The sequence below is a fragment of the Thalassospira sp. CH_XMU1420-2 genome (assembly GCF_037029325.1).
Lineage (GTDB): Bacteria > Pseudomonadota > Alphaproteobacteria > Rhodospirillales > Thalassospiraceae > Thalassospira > Thalassospira povalilytica.
Genome location: NZ_JAYMEG010000002.1, coordinates 863,988 through 880,810, shown reverse-complemented (window position 1 = coordinate 880,810; position 16,823 = coordinate 863,988). Strand labels below are relative to the sequence as shown.

Here is a 16,823-nt window from a genome sequence, read left to right as displayed (position 1 = left end):
TACCCCGACCTGGAATTTTTTGCAGGTGCAAAGCTGCTTTTTGACAGGGGTATCAGACACAGATAATCTGCCCCCAACGGTGATCCTCAGAGGCGGCAGAAATGGCGTCTCGCACCACGACGGGAGAGCCCGGTTACCCGCATAACCGGCGCCGAAGGAGCAATAGCCCCATAAAACTCTCAGGCAGATGGACCGTCGCGGATAGAGGCTCTGGAGAGAGAATTCGGCACGCATACAGATCAAACATGTATGACAACCGGCTTCCACCGAAGGATGAAAACCTGTGGGTTGATGTTGTTTTCGACCCATGGGCGCACAATCTCAGGTCAAGGGACAGAGGGGGCAAGACACCGGTTCGTAAACGGCGCGATTTTCGCGCGTTCAAGAGCCGTGAAGGAGGCCCTTATGACCACCAATCCCGCCACCGGTCCCCGTTCGGGATCGCAGGACGGTTCTGTGCAAGACGTAAACCTTTCTGTTGTTGATCTTTATACCATCGGGATCGGACCATCGAGTTCGCATACCGTCGGACCAATGCGCGCCGGATACCGGTTTTGTCTTGAGCTTGATGCCCGCAATCTTTTGACCAAGGCGGGCAGTGTTGTGGTCGATCTTTACGGATCGCTTGCCCTGACCGGCAAGGGGCACGCCACAGATACGGCCGTGATCATGGGGCTTTCGGGGCATCGGCCGCGCAGTGTGGACCCCGATGATGTCGCACCAACCGTGCAGGCCATCGACAGCAGTGCGCAATTGCAGCTTTATGGCAAGCATCCGGTTGATTTCAATCGTGAAACCAATCTGGTGTTTCACTTTACCGAAACCTTGCCACAGCATCCCAATGGCATGCGGATCACCGCATTTGACCGCGATGGCGTGAAAATACATGAACAGGAATATTTCTCAGTCGGTGGCGGGTTCATCGTGTCTGGCGATGATCGCGGGGCGGAATATTCCGGCGACAATATCACGCTGCCCCATCCGTTTTCATCGGCCGATGAATTGATGGCCATTTGCAAACGCGAAGGTGCATCGATTGCCGAAATCATGATGGCCAATGAACAAAGCTGGCGCAGCCCGGACGAAACATACGAATTTGTCGATCGTGTTCATCGGGCAATGATGGATTGCATTGATCGCGGGTGCAAAACCGATGGCATTTTGCCCGGCGGGCTGAATGTCAAACGCCGGGCATCAAAGCTTTATCATGAATTGACCGAAAAACCCGAAGCAGGCCTTCGCGACCCGCTGACCGTGATTGACTGGGTCAATCTTTATGCCCTTGCCGTGAACGAGGAAAATGCCGCTGGCGGACGTGTCGTGACCGCACCGACCAATGGTGCAGCTGGCGTCATTCCGGCCGTGCTTCGGTATTACGAACGGTTCGGATCGAATGTCAGTCAGACCAAAATTCGCGAATTTCTTCTGACCGCGGCGGCGATTGGGTCGATCTATAAAAAACGCGCATCCATCTCGGCAGCCGAAGTCGGTTGCCAGGGCGAGGTCGGTGTTGCCTGTTCAATGGCCGCAGGCGCGCTTTGTGCGGTTCTGGGCGGCACGCCCGAACAGGTTGAAAATGCCGCCGAAATCGGGATGGAGCACAATCTTGGCCTGACATGCGATCCGATTGGCGGTCTGGTGCAGGTGCCATGCATCGAACGCAACACCATGGGCGCGGTCAAGGCAATCAATGCCGCGCGATTGGCAATGCGCGGCGACGGGCAGCATACCGTGTCGCTCGATCGTGTGATCGAAACCATGCGCCAGACGGGACTCGACATGCAAAGCAAGTACAAGGAAACCAGTCAGGGTGGCCTTGCCGTCAATGTCAACGTGGTTGAATGTTGATGTTACAACATTGATGAAACGCGTTTTAAATCAATGCCTTGGGTGATACGGTCATTTCGCCGCCGGTTGGTGAAATGTGTTTCTTGCGACCTTTGGTTGGGGATCTGCTATGATCTGCGCGAGCAAACAAGGGGCAAAGACCCCACCAAAGGTTGGACCTAGACATGAGCAAAAAGCTGTTCCGCATTTACATCGCGGTCAGTCTGGATGGCTTCATTGCGCGCACCAATGGTGCGGTGGATTGGCTGGATGAATATGATCCGGCCGAATTCGGCTTTGATGATTTTCTGGACTCCGTAGGCACGCTGATCATTGGCAGAAACACCTTTGATCAGGTGATGGAATTTGGCGATTGGCCCTATGAGGCCCGCCGCACCATCGTTCTGACATCACGCGATCTTCCGCAAGACCGTCCGGCCAATACCGAGGCCTATGGTGGCAGCATCATTGAACTTGTTGATCAGCTTCGCGACAGCCGCAATGGCGATGGCGACATCTGGGTTGTTGGCGGTGGAAGTGTGGTCACACAGTTCCTGTTTGGCGGTTTTGCCGATCAGCTGGATATCTTTACGATCCCGGAGGTTCTGGGGGACGGCATATCATTGTTCGGGCGTGACGCCGGGGGCATCAAACCACGGCTTCTGGCATCGGAACGCTATAATTCCGGCGTGGTGCGCAGCCAGTATGGATTGCATGATATCTGAACGAAAAAACCGCGCCATCATGGCGCGGTTTTGAGTTTTGCGGAATGACGGTTATCAACGCTTCATTGCGCCGAGAGCTTTTGTAGCTGTTCTGTGATTGTTTCGCGTACCTGCTTTAACGCTTTGATCGCGCTGGCCTGCCAATCACTGTCGAGAACCATCTGCATGTTTTCCCGGTAGTGTTCAGTCACTTTAATCGGCTCGGGCGCAATTGCGGCATCTGTCGTGATGGTGATGTCGCTTCGATTGTGGACTGTGACCTGCCAGAAGCCGGGTTCGAACCACGACCAAAACTCGGCAATGTCGACTTTGACATCGGCAGCCTTATCGTAATTGGGGTCGGCGGGTGTCAGGACGCGGTATCCGGCAGCCTGGAAGCCATTTTCCACGGTTCTGGCAATGGCATCGGCAACGGTTTTGCCTTCCGGAATCAGCACATCGCCCAACGCCATGCCGTATGTGTTGCGTTTGCGGGCATATGCGCGCGCCGTGATCGCATCGTCATCAATTTCGTCATTGGCAAGTGACGGGATATCAGGTCGCGGCGGATCAATTTCGAATTGCCGTTTGTCATTCACTTCCAGAATTCGGACTTCGACACCCTCCGTCGGGTTCTCGATGGTATCCGGCTCTTCGATTTGTACGACACTTCGCGATGTGGCACAGGCGCCAAGAAATGCGACACATCCCAGAACTGCAATAAGTTTAAGGTGGCGACGTTCCATCATAGATCTCCCCTGAAATTCAGAAATATCTGTATTCAAACGGGAAATCGGATGCAAACTTAAAGTGCATTTCTTGATTGAGCTTCTTGTTTAGATTTCAAATCTCGCCCAAGGCATCAAGCGATTCCGGAAGGATTTGGCCGCCGTCAACAACGATGGATTGCCCGGTGATATAGGCAGCTTCGTCCGATGCAAAGAACAGGGCCGCATTGGCGATGTCTTCGACGCTGCCCAGACGTTTGAGCGGGATCGAACTGGCCATTGAATCCAGATAGTCCTGACCAAGGTCGGCAAGGCCTTCGGTCAAGATATTGCCGGGCATGACGGCATTGATCGTCGTGTTATAGCGCGACAGCTCCATTGCCGCGGTGCGGATAAAGCCAAGTTGTCCGGCCTTGGACGCGCCATAATGCGACCAGCCGGGATAACCGGTTACGGGGCCTGTGATCGATGAAGTAATCACAACCCGTCCCTTGCCGGCTTTTTCGAAATAGGGGATGCAGGCCTTAACGCACAGAAAGCTGCTTTTGAGGTTGGTGGCCATGACCTGGTCCCAGTCATCTGCCGTCATATCGATCATTTTGACTTGCGGGAAAATTCCGGCATTGGCGCACAGGATATCGATACCGCCAAACGTCTTGGCGGTATATTCCGTCATTCCGGCGACCTGATCCCAGTCCGACACATCACACAAAACCATATCGGCCGTCCCGCCAGCACCCGTGATTTCGCCAACGGCGATGGCCGCATCCTTTTCTGTGCGGGCCGCAATCATGACTTTGGCCCCCTGTTTGGCAAAGACGTTGGCGATGCCCTTGCCGATTCCTTTGGAGCCACCCGTGACGATGACAGTTTTTCCCGAAATTGAAGTCAGCATGGTGGATCCTTTCGTGAAGGTGCCAGTGTCCGATACCCCGACGGGGATGGTGTGGCGCTACCCTGATTGTGCGTTGCGATGTGTTTTCCTGATGATTGGGCGATTTTTTCCGTGATGCAACAAAAAATGTTGCAAGTTACACATTTTAAGGCGCACTATTCACAGAACACAGTTTCGGACGGCTTATCAGAAAGCCCGCCAGTTAAAGCCCGTCAGTTCGAGGAGAGCCTGCTGCCATGGCCGGTAAGGACAACCAAAGGCTAGGGGGCGGCAAAGGAAGGGCAGCGACATGAAGGGGCATGCCGGGACATGGCGGACCGCAACGATGCGGAGGGCGCCGGTGATGCCGGTGGTCGTGCCGTGGCCGGATGACGGTAGGTTAAAGATTGTTGGATCGGGCACAGGCCAACAGGTGAGCCGGGGACCGGAACAGCGCAAAAGGGGAGGCTGCATTGGGCGGAATATATGATGACGAACTGATTGGCCGCCTGCGTGACGGTGCGATTTCGGTTCTGCCGGGGTGGGGCATGGGGGCTGATGCCGATGTCAGGCTTTTGACCGTGTCAGAGAATGCAACGTTTCTGGCGACAGACCCGAAAACGGGCGCACGGCTGATTTTGCGGGTTCATCGCCCCGGATATCATACACGGTCTGAAATCGAATCTGAGCTGGCCTGGATCAATGCCCTTCGCGCTGCCGAGGTGGTCGACACACCCAAGCCGCGCTTGCGCAGTGACGGATCACTGGTTGCCGAGTTCGATCAGGACGGGGTTGGTCGCCATGTTGTTGCTTTTGATTTCATGCAAGGTGATGAACCATCTGCGGATGATGCGTTGGTGGACGGTTTTTTCAAGCTCGGCGCGATCAGTGCGCGTCTGCACGGGCATGCGCGGCATTGGGCACGGTCGGTCAATTTTGTGCGCAAAAGCTGGACCTTTGACACGACCCTTGGCACGACCCCGCATTGGGGGGACTGGCGTGCCGCACCGGGTCTTGATGGGGCCGGTCTGGCGGTGCTGACGCGCGTTTGCCAGCATCTGGATCAGAAGCTTATGACGTTTGGCATGGGCAATGACCGGTTTGGTCTGATCCATGCCGATCTGCGGCTGGCCAATCTTCTGGTCGATGGGGATCGGCTTGGCGTTATTGATTTTGATGACTGCGGGTTTGGCTGGTTTGGTTATGACTTTGCCGCGGCCATCAGCTTTATCGAACTGGACCCGATTGTTCCGGCCCTTAAGGAAGCCTGGATAGAGGGATATCGCACGATTGCGCCGTTTTCCGATGCCGATTGTGAGATGCTCGACAGTTTTGTGATGCTCAGACGGTTGTTACTGACGGCCTGGATTGCCAGCCATCCCGAAACGCCGACCGCCCGGGAAATGGGAACCGGTTTTACCGACGGCACCATTGCCATGGCGGAAAGCTATCTTGTGGCGAAGGGGGCGTAATGACCAAGGCGCGCCCCATTCTGGATATGAATGCCTTTGACAATCATGCCCCGCAGAAAAAAGACAGCCCCCAAACCGATCTTTTGGGGCGCCGGTTGCGCAATGTCGGGGCGGCCTCCGTACTGTTTTATCGCGATCCGATCGAAATGGTGTCGGCGTCGGGTTGCTGGATGACAGCGGCCGATGGCACCAACTATCTGGATTTTTATAACAATGTGCCGTCGGTCGGGCATTGCCATCCCAAAGTGGTCAGCGCAATGGCCAATCAGGCTGCCCGGCTGAATATCAACAGTCGTTATTTGCATCAGACAGTTGAAACCTATCTTGATCGACTTAAGGCGACATTTCCCGCCCATCTGGAAAACATCGTACTGACCTGTAGCGGTAGCGAGGCCAATGATCTTGCCATCCGGATTGCGCAACGTGCGGCCAAGGCGCGTGGCATCATCGTGACGGAAAGTGCCTATCACGGGAATACGGCGGCTGTGACCGAGATATCGCCATCGGCAATCAAGCGTGGTGGTTTGCCCGATCACGTGATTGCCATCGCGCCACCGGACAAGCATGCCTATGGCGACAATATTGCCGCCGGGTTTGCAGATGCAGTGCATTCGGCTGCGATCACCCTGAAGGAGCGCGGACACGGGGTGGCGGCCCTGATTGTCGACAGTATCTTTTCAAGTGACGGGGTTTTTTCCAATCCCAAGGGGTTCTTGCGACTGGCTGTCGCGGTTATTCACCGTGCAGGTGGTGTGTTCATCGCCGATGAGGTCCAGCCCGGATTTGCCCGGACCGGGGACGCGTTTTGGGGATTTGCACGTCATGACGTCGCCCCTGATATCGTCAGCATGGGCAAACCGATGGGCAATGGCTTTCCGATGGCCGGGATCGCCGTAAGGCCCGAAATGCTGGCCGCATTTTGCGAGGATGTCGGCTATTTCAATACCTTTGCCGCAAGCCCGGTTGCCGCGGCCACGGGGCTTGCGGTGCTTGATGTCATCCGTGATGAAAATCTTCAGAACAATGCCGCGGTTTGCGGGGCCTATTTGCGCGAAGGGTTGCAGCATCTGGCCGAACTGGATGGCCGGATCAGTGACATACGCGGGGCGGGGCTGTTTTTGGGGGTGGATCTGTCAGAAGACGGTGACCCGACCCGACCAAGCGGTCAACTGGTGGGCGATGTCATCAATGCCATGCGCCGTCACCGTGTTCTGATCGGGGCGGCGGGAAAATACGGGCAAACCTTGAAAATTCGCCCGCCCCTGTGCCTGAAACGATCAGAAGTCGATTTCTTTATCGAGGCGCTTGGAAAATCCCTGCGTGCTTGTGGTTAGCAGGCTGGGGCGATCGGCACATCGGCAATCAGCAATCAGCACTTGGCAGTCAGCCGGCCTTGATCAGGCAACCGGTATCGCGGATGGTATCGCCAAGGGATCCGGGCGGCGTCTGATCACTGATCAGGATATCGACATTTCCCCAGTCGCAATAGCGCGCCGGGAAGGCCTGATTGAATTTGGTATGATCGGCAACGATCATGGACCGTGTCGCCCGTTCCATCATGAAGGCATAGACTTCGGATGCTTCGATCAGGGCGTCGCTTGCGCCATCTTCATCAAGGCCGCTGGCGCCAAGGATCGCCCATTCCACCCGATAGTTTTCAAGAAAACGGATGGTTTGCGCACCATGCATCGCGCCTTCCTGGGCGTGATAAAGGCCCGGTGCCATGATGACCCGGATGGTCGGGTTGATGGCAAGAACCGTTGCCACCCCGAATGAATGGGTGATGACCGTCAGGTCATTCATGGTTACGGCCAACCGTTTGGCTACATGGACCGTGGTCGCACCCGATCCGATCATGATATGGCGGGTCCCGGCCAGTACAGGCATGGCGTGGCGGGCAATCAGTTCACGTTCGGCGATGTGAAGTTTGTGGCGTTCATTAAGTCCCGGCTCGCTTGACTGGCGACGCACCGCCCCGCCATAGGTGCGGTTGATCAATCCCTGTTGGGTCAGTTCGTCAAAATCGCGCCGGATGGTTTCTGTCGACACGGAAAGACGGTCTGCCAGATCAATGATCCGCAGGGACGGTTCATGGTCAAGTTCACGCAGAATGCGTTGTTGTCGCAGGGATTTTTTGTTTGTTGCCATGGCGCGATGATAGTGCCGATACCGTCATCGCGCCAGCGTGTTGTATGGGGGGCCGCCTTATTTCGCCGGGTCGATGTTGAATTTCCGACAATGGGCCTGATAGCTGCTGGCAAGTTCGTCGGCCCCGATCAGATTGCCGGCTTCGTCCTTGTAGGTCAGGTGATGATTGATGGCCTCACCCTGCCACAGCTTTTCAATCGCGGCCCGTTCCGGGGTGGTACGGAACCGGGCAATGAAATCATTGATCGCGCATAACAGCGTATAGGAAGCGGGGTCGGCCGCGACGGCCGCGACATAGAAAAACGGATGGGGCAGGATCGGTTTGGGCAGGACTTCAAGCCGCCCGTGCCACGGGCTTTGCGGGTTGCTTGATGCCCAGTGAAAGACCGGATGGTCGCCGGCAAAGGCATCAATCGCACCGGTGGCAACCGCATCATGAACCCGCGAAATATCGCCATAGGCAATCATGTTCGACAGTTTGGCAATGCCGCCTGGCTTGTTTTCATTATCGGCCCAGCGCAATCCGACATCTTCAAGAACCGCAAGGGCGGCCGGGTCATTGACCGTTCCAAGAACCTTGCCTTCGAGGTCGGCGATCGTATTGATCGATGTGTTTTCCGGACGCCGGATCAGTGAAAAGTTCAGATAGGTGTAGGTATCTGAAAAGGCGACACCCTTGTAAAAGTCGCTCGGTGGCAATGCACACCACACAACATCGGCGGGCGGCTGCCCGGCCTTTTTGCCGGCAAACAGCAATTCGGTCAGCAAATCCCAGGGATGTTCGACAAATTCGCAGGCAACACCGATCGATTTGGCAAAGGCGTGGGCATAGTCGATATCAATGCCGTGAAGCGGGCCGTTCTTTTGGGGGCGGAATGATGCACCGACCAATGCCGGATCAATCGCAATCCGGATTTTGCCGCGTGACTTGATATCGGCCAGCCGGTCATAGGCCGGGTCATCATGGATATGATTGCTGCGCAAAAACTGCGAAAGCTTGGCGCTGATCGCGGCGTCATCGGTGGTGCAGGCCGACAGGTTGCCAATTTCGCCGGTGGCCCAGGAAACCTTGCTGCGGGTGCGTGCCGATGATTCCTTGCTGGCATCAAGCAGTTCAAAAACAACCTGATTATGGCCGCTGATATGGTCAAGGCGGCCCGACATCGCAGCAAAACGGTCCTTAAGCCCGCCAAGGGCTTCTTCGATTTCGCTGCCAAGACTGTCAAGGTCGCTTCCGATATTTGCCATGCTTTCGCGCAAGGACCGGGTTACGTCAGACAGGTCAATCAGATCAACCGCCTCGTTGGTGCGTTGCATGGTGCTTTGGGCCAGATTACCGACTTCCTTGGCGACGACGGCGAAACCGCGCCCGTGTTCGCCAGCGCGTGCCGCCTCGATCGTGGCATTGAGCGCCAGAAGCTTGATGCCCTTGCCGATATCTTCGATTGCACTCAGCACCTTGGTTGCACCTTCGGCCTTGGTTTCAAGGTCCTGGCTGATCTTTTCAAGGTCGCTTCGAATGGCATCGGTCTTGGATGAAACAGTGGTGCGGGTGGCATCCTGAACCGTGCTGGCGGTCGCGGTACTTTCGTCAATTTCGCGTTTGGTCTGATCAAGGCCGGTGCGCAGGTTATTGGACCGGACATCAATTTCGCGCATCAGGCTGTCCTGACTTTCGCCCGCCGTATTGGCGAATGTCAAAAGATGTTCGATATAATCCAGTGCCGAAGATATCCCGCGCATCAGCGGGGCCAGATCATTTGAACTTGCCGCGGATTTTTCTTCGGTTTCTGCATCCTTTGCCAGGTCGGATGCATCATGTTGCTGGAGTGTCGAAACGTGATCATCTTGCGTGATGCTGTCATCACGCGGTGCCAGAATGGTCTCTTCCATACTTCAAGCCTCACCACTACCCGTTGAATTGGGAATAATTATTTCTTTTAGGGAAACACTACCGTCGGGCGAGTTATGTTGCAAGGCAGCATATTATGAATTTGCGAAACAGGATCTGTGACGGTGGTGATCTGTTTTAGGGTTTTTGCGGGTTGATCACGGCATCGTCCGGACTGAACGCCCGACGATGCCGTGATCATGTTGCCTTATGCGTCAATCCGGATGCCGTGTTTGCGGCAGTGGGCGTGATAAAGGGTTTCGAGTTCGTCCGCGCCGATCAGATTGCCGGCTTCATCCTTGTAGGTCAGATGATGATTGATGGCCTGTCCCTGCCACAGTTTTTCAATGGCGGCCCGTTCCGGTGTGGCGCGGAACCCGGCGATGAATTCATTGATCGCGGCAAGCAGGTTATATGATGACGGATCGGCCGCGACCGCCGCGGTATAATAGTAAGGCAAGGGCAGGATACTGCCCGGCAGAACTTCGATCCGGCCATGCCAGGGGCTTTCGGGGTTGTTGGCCGCCCAGTGGAAAATCGGCTGATCCACCGCAAAGGCATCAACGGCCCCGTCGGCCAGGGCATCATGCAGGCGGGTCTGGTCGCTATAGGCGATCAGATTGGATAATCTGGCGATACCGCCGGGTTTGTTTTCATTTCCCGCCCAGCGCAGGCCCTGCTCTTCAAGAACGGTAAAGGCCACCGGATCATTGATGATGCCAAGAACCTTGCCATCAAGATCGGCGAGGCGGCTGATGCTTGTATTGCCAGCCCGGCGACATAGCGCAAAATTCAGATAGGTATAAGTATCCGAATAGGCGACACCTTTGTAAAACTCACTTGGCGGCAGGGCGCTCCAGACCACATCGGCGGTGGGGCTGCCCGGTTTGGTGCCGACAAACAGAAGTTCGGTCAGCAAATCCCAAGGATGTTCAACAAATTCACATTCCACACCAAGCCATTTTGCCAGTGCACGCGCATAGTCCGCATCCAGTCCGCGCAACGGATCCCCGGGCCTAAGGCGGAATGACAACCCGACAAAGGCCGGTTCGATGGCAATGCGGATTTTACCGCGCGCCTTGATATCAGCCAGCCGGTCAAAGGTCGGGTCATCATGCAGGTGGTTGGTTTTCAAAAAGCCTGCAAGTTTTTGCTGGGCCGTCCCGGCGTCGGCCAATGTGGTGGCCAGTGTTCTGGTATCGGTCCGCGCCCAGGTCACCTTGTTACGGGTGCGGGCCGATGCGTCCTTGCTGCCCGACAGCAATTCAAACACCACCTGGTTATGTTCGGAAATGTCCGAAAGCCGTTCGGACATATTGGCAAACCGTTCCTGAAGCGTGGCAAGGGATGCTTCGATCTCACTGCCAAGACTGTCAAGGTCGCTGCCGATATTGGCCATGCTTTTGCGCAATGCCTGTGTGACTTCCGACAGGTCAATCAGATCGACCGCCTCGTTGGTGCGTTGCATGGTGCTTTGGGCCAGATTGCCGACTTCCTTGGCGACAACGGCAAAGCCCCGCCCGTGATCCCCGGCCCGGGCTGCTTCGATGGCAGCATTGAGCGCCAGAAGTTTGATGCCCTTGCCGATATCCTCGATCGCGCCCAGAACCTTGTTGGCACCTTCGGCCTTGGTTTCAAGTTCGGCGCTGATGCGTTCAAGATCGGTGCGGATGGCGTCGGTCTTGCTGGCAACGGTTGATCGGGTGGTATTTTGAACTTCGTGGGCAACGTCGGTGCTGTTGGCAATTTCACGGCGGGTTTCATCAAGGCCGGCCCGCAAATTGTTTGATCGCACGTCAATCTCGCGCATCAGGCTGTCCTGGCTTTCGCCGGCCGTATTGGCAAATTCCAGAAGATGCTGAATGTAATCAAGGGCAGCTGAAATGCCGAGCATCAGATCCCTGATCTGTGCTTCGGATGCACCACCATTGCGCGCGCCATCGGCGGCCTGATCTGCCGAAAAGACGGTTTGTTCCATTTTCAAAGCCTCGCCACTACCCAAGAGTATTTTTGATATTGGGAATGTTTTTTTCTTGTGATGAAAATGTTAGCGGGAATGGCGATATGTTGCAAGGCAACATGCACGAAAAACGAGAGAAGCGATTTCTTCACTCGGTCATCCGTTGCGATCTGAACGAAAAGGCCGTCAGGACAGGGGGTGCAGTGCACCCGATATTTTATTCGCGGTGATAGGGATGATTGGTCTGGATGGCATGTGCGCGGAACAGTTGTTCGGCAATCAGTGCGCGCACCAGCATATGCGGCCAGGTGGCCTTGCCCAGTGACCATAGCGTATTGGCGCGGGATTTAAGGGCCGCGCCATGCCCGTCCGCCCCGCCAATGGCAAAGGCGATATTGCCGGCATACTGATCCATCCAGCCTTCGAGTTTTTGGGCAAACTCGATCGAACCATATTCCTTGCCGCGTTCATCAAGGGCAATCAGGAACGCGTTGTCGGGTATGGCGCCAAGCAGCAATTCTGCTTCGCGGTCTTTGAGCTGATTGGGGGGGAGTTTTTTCTTTTCTTCGACTTCGCGTACGGCAAAGGGCCAGCGCAGCCGGGCTGCATAATGGTCAAACAGATCTTTTTCGGGGCCGGCTTTCATCCGCCCGACCGCAGCAAGGGTAATTTGCATGTCTCAGATCCAGACCGTTATGCAGATATCTGTTCAGTGACGCCCGCAACCGGCAGGCGCCAAACAGCGCGGGCTGTTAATACAGCCGCGCTGCCTGCTGTTTCAGAGCCGGGTTTTCAACGCCCCACATCTCTTCGATGTTGTAGAAGGCGCGAACTTCCGGACGGAACAGATGAACGATGACATCGCCGGTATCAACCAGAACCCAGTCACCCTGTTCCTTGCCCTCTGCCTGGGCACGGCCCTGACCTGCATCCTTGATTGCTTCGACAATATGTTCTGCCATGGCTGCCACACGACGTGATGACGAGCCGGTTGCAATGATCATATGATCGGCAAGGGAGGTTTTATCGGTCAGATCAATGGTGACAAGGTCTTCTGCCTTGTCGTCTTCGAGCGATCTCTGGATCAGCGCAAGCATTTCGCCCGGCTTCAGAGTTTGTTTTGCGGTACCTATGGTCGCCACCTTAACTTTCCACGGGATGGTCGGATAACCCGAAACGCACCTCTCCGTGTTGCTTACACCTGCCATCTGCCTTCGGCGCGAATTGCGGTCGAAGAGGCCGGATGGCGCTTGATCGGCAGGTATACCCAGGCCGGAACATCAAGATCGGCCAGCAAACCCGCCCTGTCCATGGGAATACGCCAGCGTTCCATACGGCGCGCGGCGGTTCCGGACAATGCCTTGTTAGAATACCCCTCACGGTCGATAACCGCAATGGGAGCACGTAAAATCAACCTGTCCCACCATTTCCATTTATGGAACTGGGCCAGGTTGTCTGCTCCCATCAGCCAAACGAACCGTGTTTGGGTAAAACGACGCTGCAAGGCTGCAAGAGTGTCGGCCGTATAGCGGGTTCCAAGCTCGGTTTCAATTGCAGAAACAACAATGCGGGGATGCTTTGCCATCATCAGTGCAGAATCAAAGCGATCGGCAAGGTCGGCCATACCGGTTCTGGACTTAAGTGGGTTCTGCGGGGATACCAGCCACCAAACCGCGTCCAATTGCAGGCGTTTCAACGCTTCGAGCGATATATGAAGGTGCCCTTCATGGGCGGGGTTGAACGACCCGCCCAGCAATCCGACGCGTTTTGGTGCGACATGCGATCTTGGCGCAGGGACGCTCATGGACGGGTCTGACCCTGACCGCGCACGATGTATTTATAGCTGGTCAGCTGTTCGACTCCGACCGGACCGCGTGCATGAAGCTTGCCGGTCGAAATGCCGATTTCTGCCCCCATGCCAAATTCGCCGCCATCGGCAAACTGGGTCGATGCATTGACAATCACGATCCCCGAATCAACCCCGTTGAGGAAGGTCGCGGTGGCGGTGGCGTTTTCGGCAATGATCGCATCGGTATGGTGCGAACCGTATGTGTTGATGTGATTGACGGCTTCATCAACGCCCGAGACAACCTTGATCGAGACAATCGCATCAAGATATTCGGTGACCCAGTCATCCGCCGTCGCCGGTTTGATGCGGCCATCAATCGCCTGTGCGGTTTCATCACCGCGCAGCTCGCAGCCCTTGGCAACCAGTGCCTCGGCAATACGGGGCAACAGACGCCCGGCAACCGAACTGTCAATCAGGACGGTTTCGGTCGCACCACAGATACCCACACGGCGCATCTTGGCATTGACCACGATATCCACGGCCTTTTGCGGGTCGGCACTGGCATGGACATAGGTGTGGCAAAGGCCTTCAAGATGTTTGAACAGCGGAATGCGGCTTTCATCGGTAATGCGCGAAATAAGCGACTTGCCCCCGCGCGGAACGATCACATCGATATAGTCCGACAATTTCAGCATTTCGCCAACCGCGGCACGATCGGTCACCGGGATCATCTGGATGGCATGTTCGGGCAGGCCAGCCTCGATGATGCCGGCTTTCATGCAATCAAAGATCGCGCGCGACGAGTTGAAGCTTTCCGACCCGCCGCGCAGGATCGCGGCATTGCCTGATTTGATGCACATCGCACCGGCATCGGCGGTAACGTTCGGGCGGCTTTCATAAATGATGCCAATCACGCCAAGCGGTACCGAAACGCGTGCGATATCAAGCCCGTTATGTTCCGGGCTCCAGCGGGCCAGTTCACGACCAACGGGATCAGGAAGATCTGCGACCGCTTCGACACCCGCCGCAATGCCTTCGATCCGGGCTTCGTCAAGGGCAAGACGGTCCAGAAGGGCAGCCGTAAGGCCCTTTGCACGGCCGGCTTCCATATCCTTGGCATTGGCTTCAAGAATGACAGCGGCATTTTCGCGAAGCTTTGCGGCGGCGGTTTTCAGGGCGGCTACTTTTGGTTCTGACGGGACCTGTGCAAGTTCGAGTGCAGCGGTGCGGGCATTGATGCCCATTTCGCGCATAAGCGTCGCGATGTCCTGACTTTCGATACTGGCAAGCGCCGTCATGGTCCTGGTTCCGTTCCTAGAAAGCGGTTTGATCGCATCTGCGTCAAACCCGCCGTTTTGAGATTTTATCAACAAATTGGCAAAATAGACATCAAACCCGCAGTTCGCAATGATCTTAAGTGGATAAACGTCCATGCGTGCTTGCCAAAGCGGGCATTCCGGTCCATCTGTTTGGGACAGAATGAAAAGACATACCGTGCGCATCCCGCCATGCTGTCCGGTACCTGTTTGGGGATAAGAAATTGAAAAATATGGGTTCCGATCAGCCGACCGCGCGCGCGGAGTTTGGCGTTATCAAAACATTTCTGCCCTATTTGTGGCCACGCGGCGAAGTCGAACTTAAGGCGCGGGTTGTTCTGGCCTTGCTGTTTCTTGTCGGGGCCAAGGTCGCAAACGTTTACATTCCGGTATTATACAAATATGCGGTCGATGCGCTGGGCGGCGGGGAAAAGGCCGGTGATGCCGCGCAATCGGCAGCGCAGTCGGGCGGGACGGATGGTACATCACTGATCGTTGTGCCGGTTGCGCTGATTGTCGGTTATGGCCTTGTGCGTATTCTGGTGGCGGCATTCGGCGAGATGCGCGATGCGATCTTTGCCAAGGTGGCCCAGCGGGCCATTCGCACATCGGCCCTTGGTGTTTTTGAACATCTTCATGGATTGTCGCTGCGCTTTCATCTGGATCGTCAGATGGGCGGGCTGTCACGCGCGATTGAACGCGGGGTCAAGGGTATTGAATTCCTGTTGTCCTTCATGCTGTTCAATATCCTGCCGACCCTGCTTGAAATCGTTATGGTCTCGGTGATCCTATGGGCGCTTTATGATGTCTGGTTTGCGCTGATCACCTTTGTCACCATCGTGATCTATATCGTCTTTACGCTGGTGGTGACCGAATGGCGGATGAAGTTCCGCCGTGAAATGAACAAGCGCGATGACGAAGCCAATACCAAGGCGATCGACAGTCTGATCAATTACGAGACGGTTAAATATTTCAATAACGAAGCCCACGAATCAAAGCGGTATGACGCCGCATTGCGGGGCTATGAGATTGCAGCAGTCCAGTCACAGGTTTCGCTTTCCAAGCTCAATGTCGGGCAGGGTGCGATCATTGCGGTCGGTCTTGTTCTGAATATGTTGTTGGCAGCCCAGGGGGTCAAAGACGGCACCATGACGGTGGGCGACTTTGTGCTGGTGAATACTTATTTGCTGCAACTTTATATGCCGCTGAACTTCCTTGGCTTTGTCTATCGACAGATCAAACAGTCGCTGACCGATATGGAACGCATGTTCTCGTTGCTTGATGTCGACAAGGAAGTCGAAGACAAGCCGGGCGCAAATGCACTTGCCTGCAAGGATGCAGCGATCCGGTTCGAGGATGTTCATTTTTCCTATAACCCGGATCGAAAGATCCTTAAGGGTGTCAGCTTTGAGGTGCCAGCGGGTAAAACCGTTGCCGTGGTCGGGCCAAGCGGGGCAGGGAAATCGACGCTGACGCGTCTGATGTTCCGGTTCTATGACGTATCGGGCGGGCGGATCACGGTTGACGGTCAGGATATCCGCGATGTGACGCAAAATTCACTGCGTCAGGAAATCGGCATCGTGCCCCAGGACACCGTGCTGTTTAACGATACCATCGCCTATAACATTTCCTATGGCCGCCCCGGTGCCGCGCAGGAAGAAATCGAAAATGCTGCCAAACTTGCCAGCATCGACGGTTTTGTCGCAGGTCTTCCCGACGGGTTCAAAACCATGGTGGGTGAACGCGGTCTGAAACTTTCGGGCGGGGAAAAGCAACGCGTGTCGATTGCGCGAATGTTGCTCAAACGTCCGAAAATCATGATCTTTGACGAGGCAACATCGGCCCTTGATACCAGAACGGAAAAGGACATTCAGCAGGCCCTGCGTGATGTATCGCGCGGTCACACGACCCTTGTGATTGCGCACAGGCTTTCCACCGTGATCGATGCCGATGAAATCATTGTCCTGCGTGATGGGCAGGTGGCCGAACGTGGCCGCCATCAGGATTTGCTGGCACAGGACGGACTGTATTCGGAAATGTGGGCCCAGCAACAGGAAATCCGCGAGGCCGAGGAAATCCTGGCGCATGCGGGTGAAATCCCCGGCTAGGGCCGA

At 55.7% G+C, this 16,823-nt stretch carries 14 protein-coding genes and 1 riboswitch; of the genes, 5 read left to right on the top strand and 9 right to left on the bottom strand.

The features are described 5' to 3' along the window. The first annotated feature begins 110 nt into the window (after positions 1 to 110). A riboswitch (glycine riboswitch) is annotated at positions 111 to 205 on the top strand. Between the two features lie 200 nt (positions 206 to 405). Continuing rightward, complete coding sequence (locus WA429_RS08725; protein WP_101247230.1) at positions 406 to 1,848, top strand: L-serine ammonia-lyase; 1,443 nt, start codon at positions 406 to 408, stop codon at positions 1,846 to 1,848. Between the two features lie 164 nt (positions 1,849 to 2,012). Further along, entirely contained in the window at positions 2,013 to 2,552 is a 540-nt protein-coding gene (locus WA429_RS08720; RefSeq protein ID WP_068519822.1) for a dihydrofolate reductase family protein, read from the top strand. Between the two features lie 62 nt (positions 2,553 to 2,614). Here the strand turns inward: WA429_RS08720 and WA429_RS08715 are convergent, their stop codons facing one another. Next, the gene (locus tag WA429_RS08715; RefSeq protein ID WP_287465332.1) at positions 2,615 to 3,277 is read right to left on the bottom strand and encodes a hypothetical protein; all 663 of its coding nucleotides are present in this window, start codon (positions 3,275 to 3,277) and stop codon (positions 2,615 to 2,617) included. A gap of 97 nt (positions 3,278 to 3,374) precedes the next feature. Then, positions 3,375 to 4,154 carry a 3-oxoacyl-ACP reductase FabG gene (fabG, locus tag WA429_RS08710; RefSeq protein WP_287465334.1) on the bottom strand — a complete coding sequence of 260 codons (780 nt, stop codon included), beginning with the start codon at positions 4,152 to 4,154 and terminating at the stop codon, positions 3,375 to 3,377. 452 nt (positions 4,155 to 4,606) lie between these two features. On the opposite strand from fabG, the gene WA429_RS08705 reads away from it, so the two are divergent. After that, positions 4,607 to 5,605, top strand: a complete 999-nt coding sequence (locus WA429_RS08705) for a phosphotransferase enzyme family protein (RefSeq protein ID WP_287465336.1) — start codon at positions 4,607 to 4,609, stop codon at positions 5,603 to 5,605. Then, on the top strand, positions 5,605 to 6,939 hold the full coding sequence (locus WA429_RS08700; RefSeq protein WP_287465337.1) for an aspartate aminotransferase family protein: 1,335 nt from the start codon (positions 5,605 to 5,607) through the stop codon (positions 6,937 to 6,939). The genes WA429_RS08705 and WA429_RS08700 overlap by 1 nt, the downstream gene beginning before the upstream one ends. Positions 6,940 to 6,988: 49 nt before the next feature. Here the strand turns inward: WA429_RS08700 and WA429_RS08695 are convergent, their stop codons facing one another. The 7 genes from WA429_RS08695 to WA429_RS08665 all read right to left on the bottom strand — a co-directional run bounded on the left by WA429_RS08695 (position 6,989) and on the right by WA429_RS08665 (position 14,691). Continuing rightward, positions 6,989 to 7,753: a DeoR/GlpR family DNA-binding transcription regulator gene (locus tag WA429_RS08695; protein ID WP_287465338.1), complete on the bottom strand. Its 765-nt coding sequence runs from the start codon at positions 7,751 to 7,753 to the stop codon at positions 6,989 to 6,991. A gap of 57 nt (positions 7,754 to 7,810) precedes the next feature. Then, a complete protein-coding gene (locus WA429_RS08690) occupies positions 7,811 to 9,646 on the bottom strand; it encodes a methyl-accepting chemotaxis protein (RefSeq protein ID WP_287465339.1) in 1,836 nt (611 codons plus the stop codon). Positions 9,647 to 9,852: 206 nt separating this feature from the next. Beyond that, a complete protein-coding gene (locus WA429_RS08685; protein WP_287465341.1) occupies positions 9,853 to 11,622 on the bottom strand; it encodes a methyl-accepting chemotaxis protein in 1,770 nt (589 codons plus the stop codon). Between the two features lie 199 nt (positions 11,623 to 11,821). Further along, positions 11,822 to 12,280 (bottom strand): 23S rRNA (pseudouridine(1915)-N(3))-methyltransferase RlmH, encoded by a 459-nt coding sequence (gene rlmH, locus WA429_RS08680; RefSeq protein WP_068519813.1) that lies wholly within the window; start codon positions 12,278 to 12,280, stop codon positions 11,822 to 11,824. A gap of 76 nt (positions 12,281 to 12,356) precedes the next feature. Next, positions 12,357 to 12,746 (bottom strand): ribosome silencing factor, encoded by a 390-nt coding sequence (gene rsfS / locus WA429_RS08675; protein ID WP_228196103.1) that lies wholly within the window; start codon positions 12,744 to 12,746, stop codon positions 12,357 to 12,359. A gap of 53 nt (positions 12,747 to 12,799) precedes the next feature. Continuing rightward, positions 12,800 to 13,408, bottom strand: coding sequence for a nicotinate-nucleotide adenylyltransferase (locus WA429_RS08670; RefSeq protein WP_068519811.1), 609 nt, complete (start codon positions 13,406 to 13,408; stop codon positions 12,800 to 12,802). Continuing rightward, the gene (locus WA429_RS08665) at positions 13,405 to 14,691 is read right to left on the bottom strand and encodes a glutamate-5-semialdehyde dehydrogenase (RefSeq protein ID WP_287465343.1); all 1,287 of its coding nucleotides are present in this window, start codon (positions 14,689 to 14,691) and stop codon (positions 13,405 to 13,407) included. Before WA429_RS08665 ends, WA429_RS08670 begins: the two co-directional genes overlap by 4 nt. 251 nt (positions 14,692 to 14,942) lie before the next feature. Here WA429_RS08665 and WA429_RS08660 point away from each other — a divergent pair, with 251 nt between their 5' ends. After that, positions 14,943 to 16,817 carry an ABCB family ABC transporter ATP-binding protein/permease gene (locus WA429_RS08660; RefSeq protein WP_101247223.1) on the top strand — a complete coding sequence of 625 codons (1,875 nt, stop codon included), beginning with the start codon at positions 14,943 to 14,945 and terminating at the stop codon, positions 16,815 to 16,817. The last annotated feature ends 6 nt before the right edge of the window (positions 16,818 to 16,823 follow it).

Coding starts and splice junctions, on each gene's coding strand:
- WA429_RS08670 (WP_068519811.1), bottom strand. CDS start 13,408: ATGAGCGTCCCTGCGCCAAGATCGCATGTCGCACCAAAACGCGTCGGA.
- rlmH (WP_068519813.1), bottom strand. CDS start 12,280: ATGCAAATTACCCTTGCTGCGGTCGGGCGGATGAAAGCCGGCCCCGAA.
- WA429_RS08660 (WP_101247223.1), top strand. CDS start 14,943: ATGGGTTCCGATCAGCCGACCGCGCGCGCGGAGTTTGGCGTTATCAAA.
- WA429_RS08665 (WP_287465343.1), bottom strand. CDS start 14,691: ATGACGGCGCTTGCCAGTATCGAAAGTCAGGACATCGCGACGCTTATG.
- WA429_RS08720 (WP_068519822.1), top strand. CDS start 2,013: ATGAGCAAAAAGCTGTTCCGCATTTACATCGCGGTCAGTCTGGATGGC.
- WA429_RS08695 (WP_287465338.1), bottom strand. CDS start 7,753: ATGGCAACAAACAAAAAATCCCTGCGACAACAACGCATTCTGCGTGAA.
- fabG (WP_287465334.1), bottom strand. CDS start 4,154: ATGCTGACTTCAATTTCGGGAAAAACTGTCATCGTCACGGGTGGCTCC.
- WA429_RS08725 (WP_101247230.1), top strand. CDS start 406: ATGACCACCAATCCCGCCACCGGTCCCCGTTCGGGATCGCAGGACGGT.
- WA429_RS08690 (WP_287465339.1), bottom strand. CDS start 9,646: ATGGAAGAGACCATTCTGGCACCGCGTGATGACAGCATCACGCAAGAT.
- WA429_RS08715 (WP_287465332.1), bottom strand. CDS start 3,277: ATGGAACGTCGCCACCTTAAACTTATTGCAGTTCTGGGATGTGTCGCA.
- WA429_RS08685 (WP_287465341.1), bottom strand. CDS start 11,622: ATGGAACAAACCGTCTTTTCGGCAGATCAGGCCGCCGATGGCGCGCGC.
- WA429_RS08700 (WP_287465337.1), top strand. CDS start 5,605: ATGACCAAGGCGCGCCCCATTCTGGATATGAATGCCTTTGACAATCAT.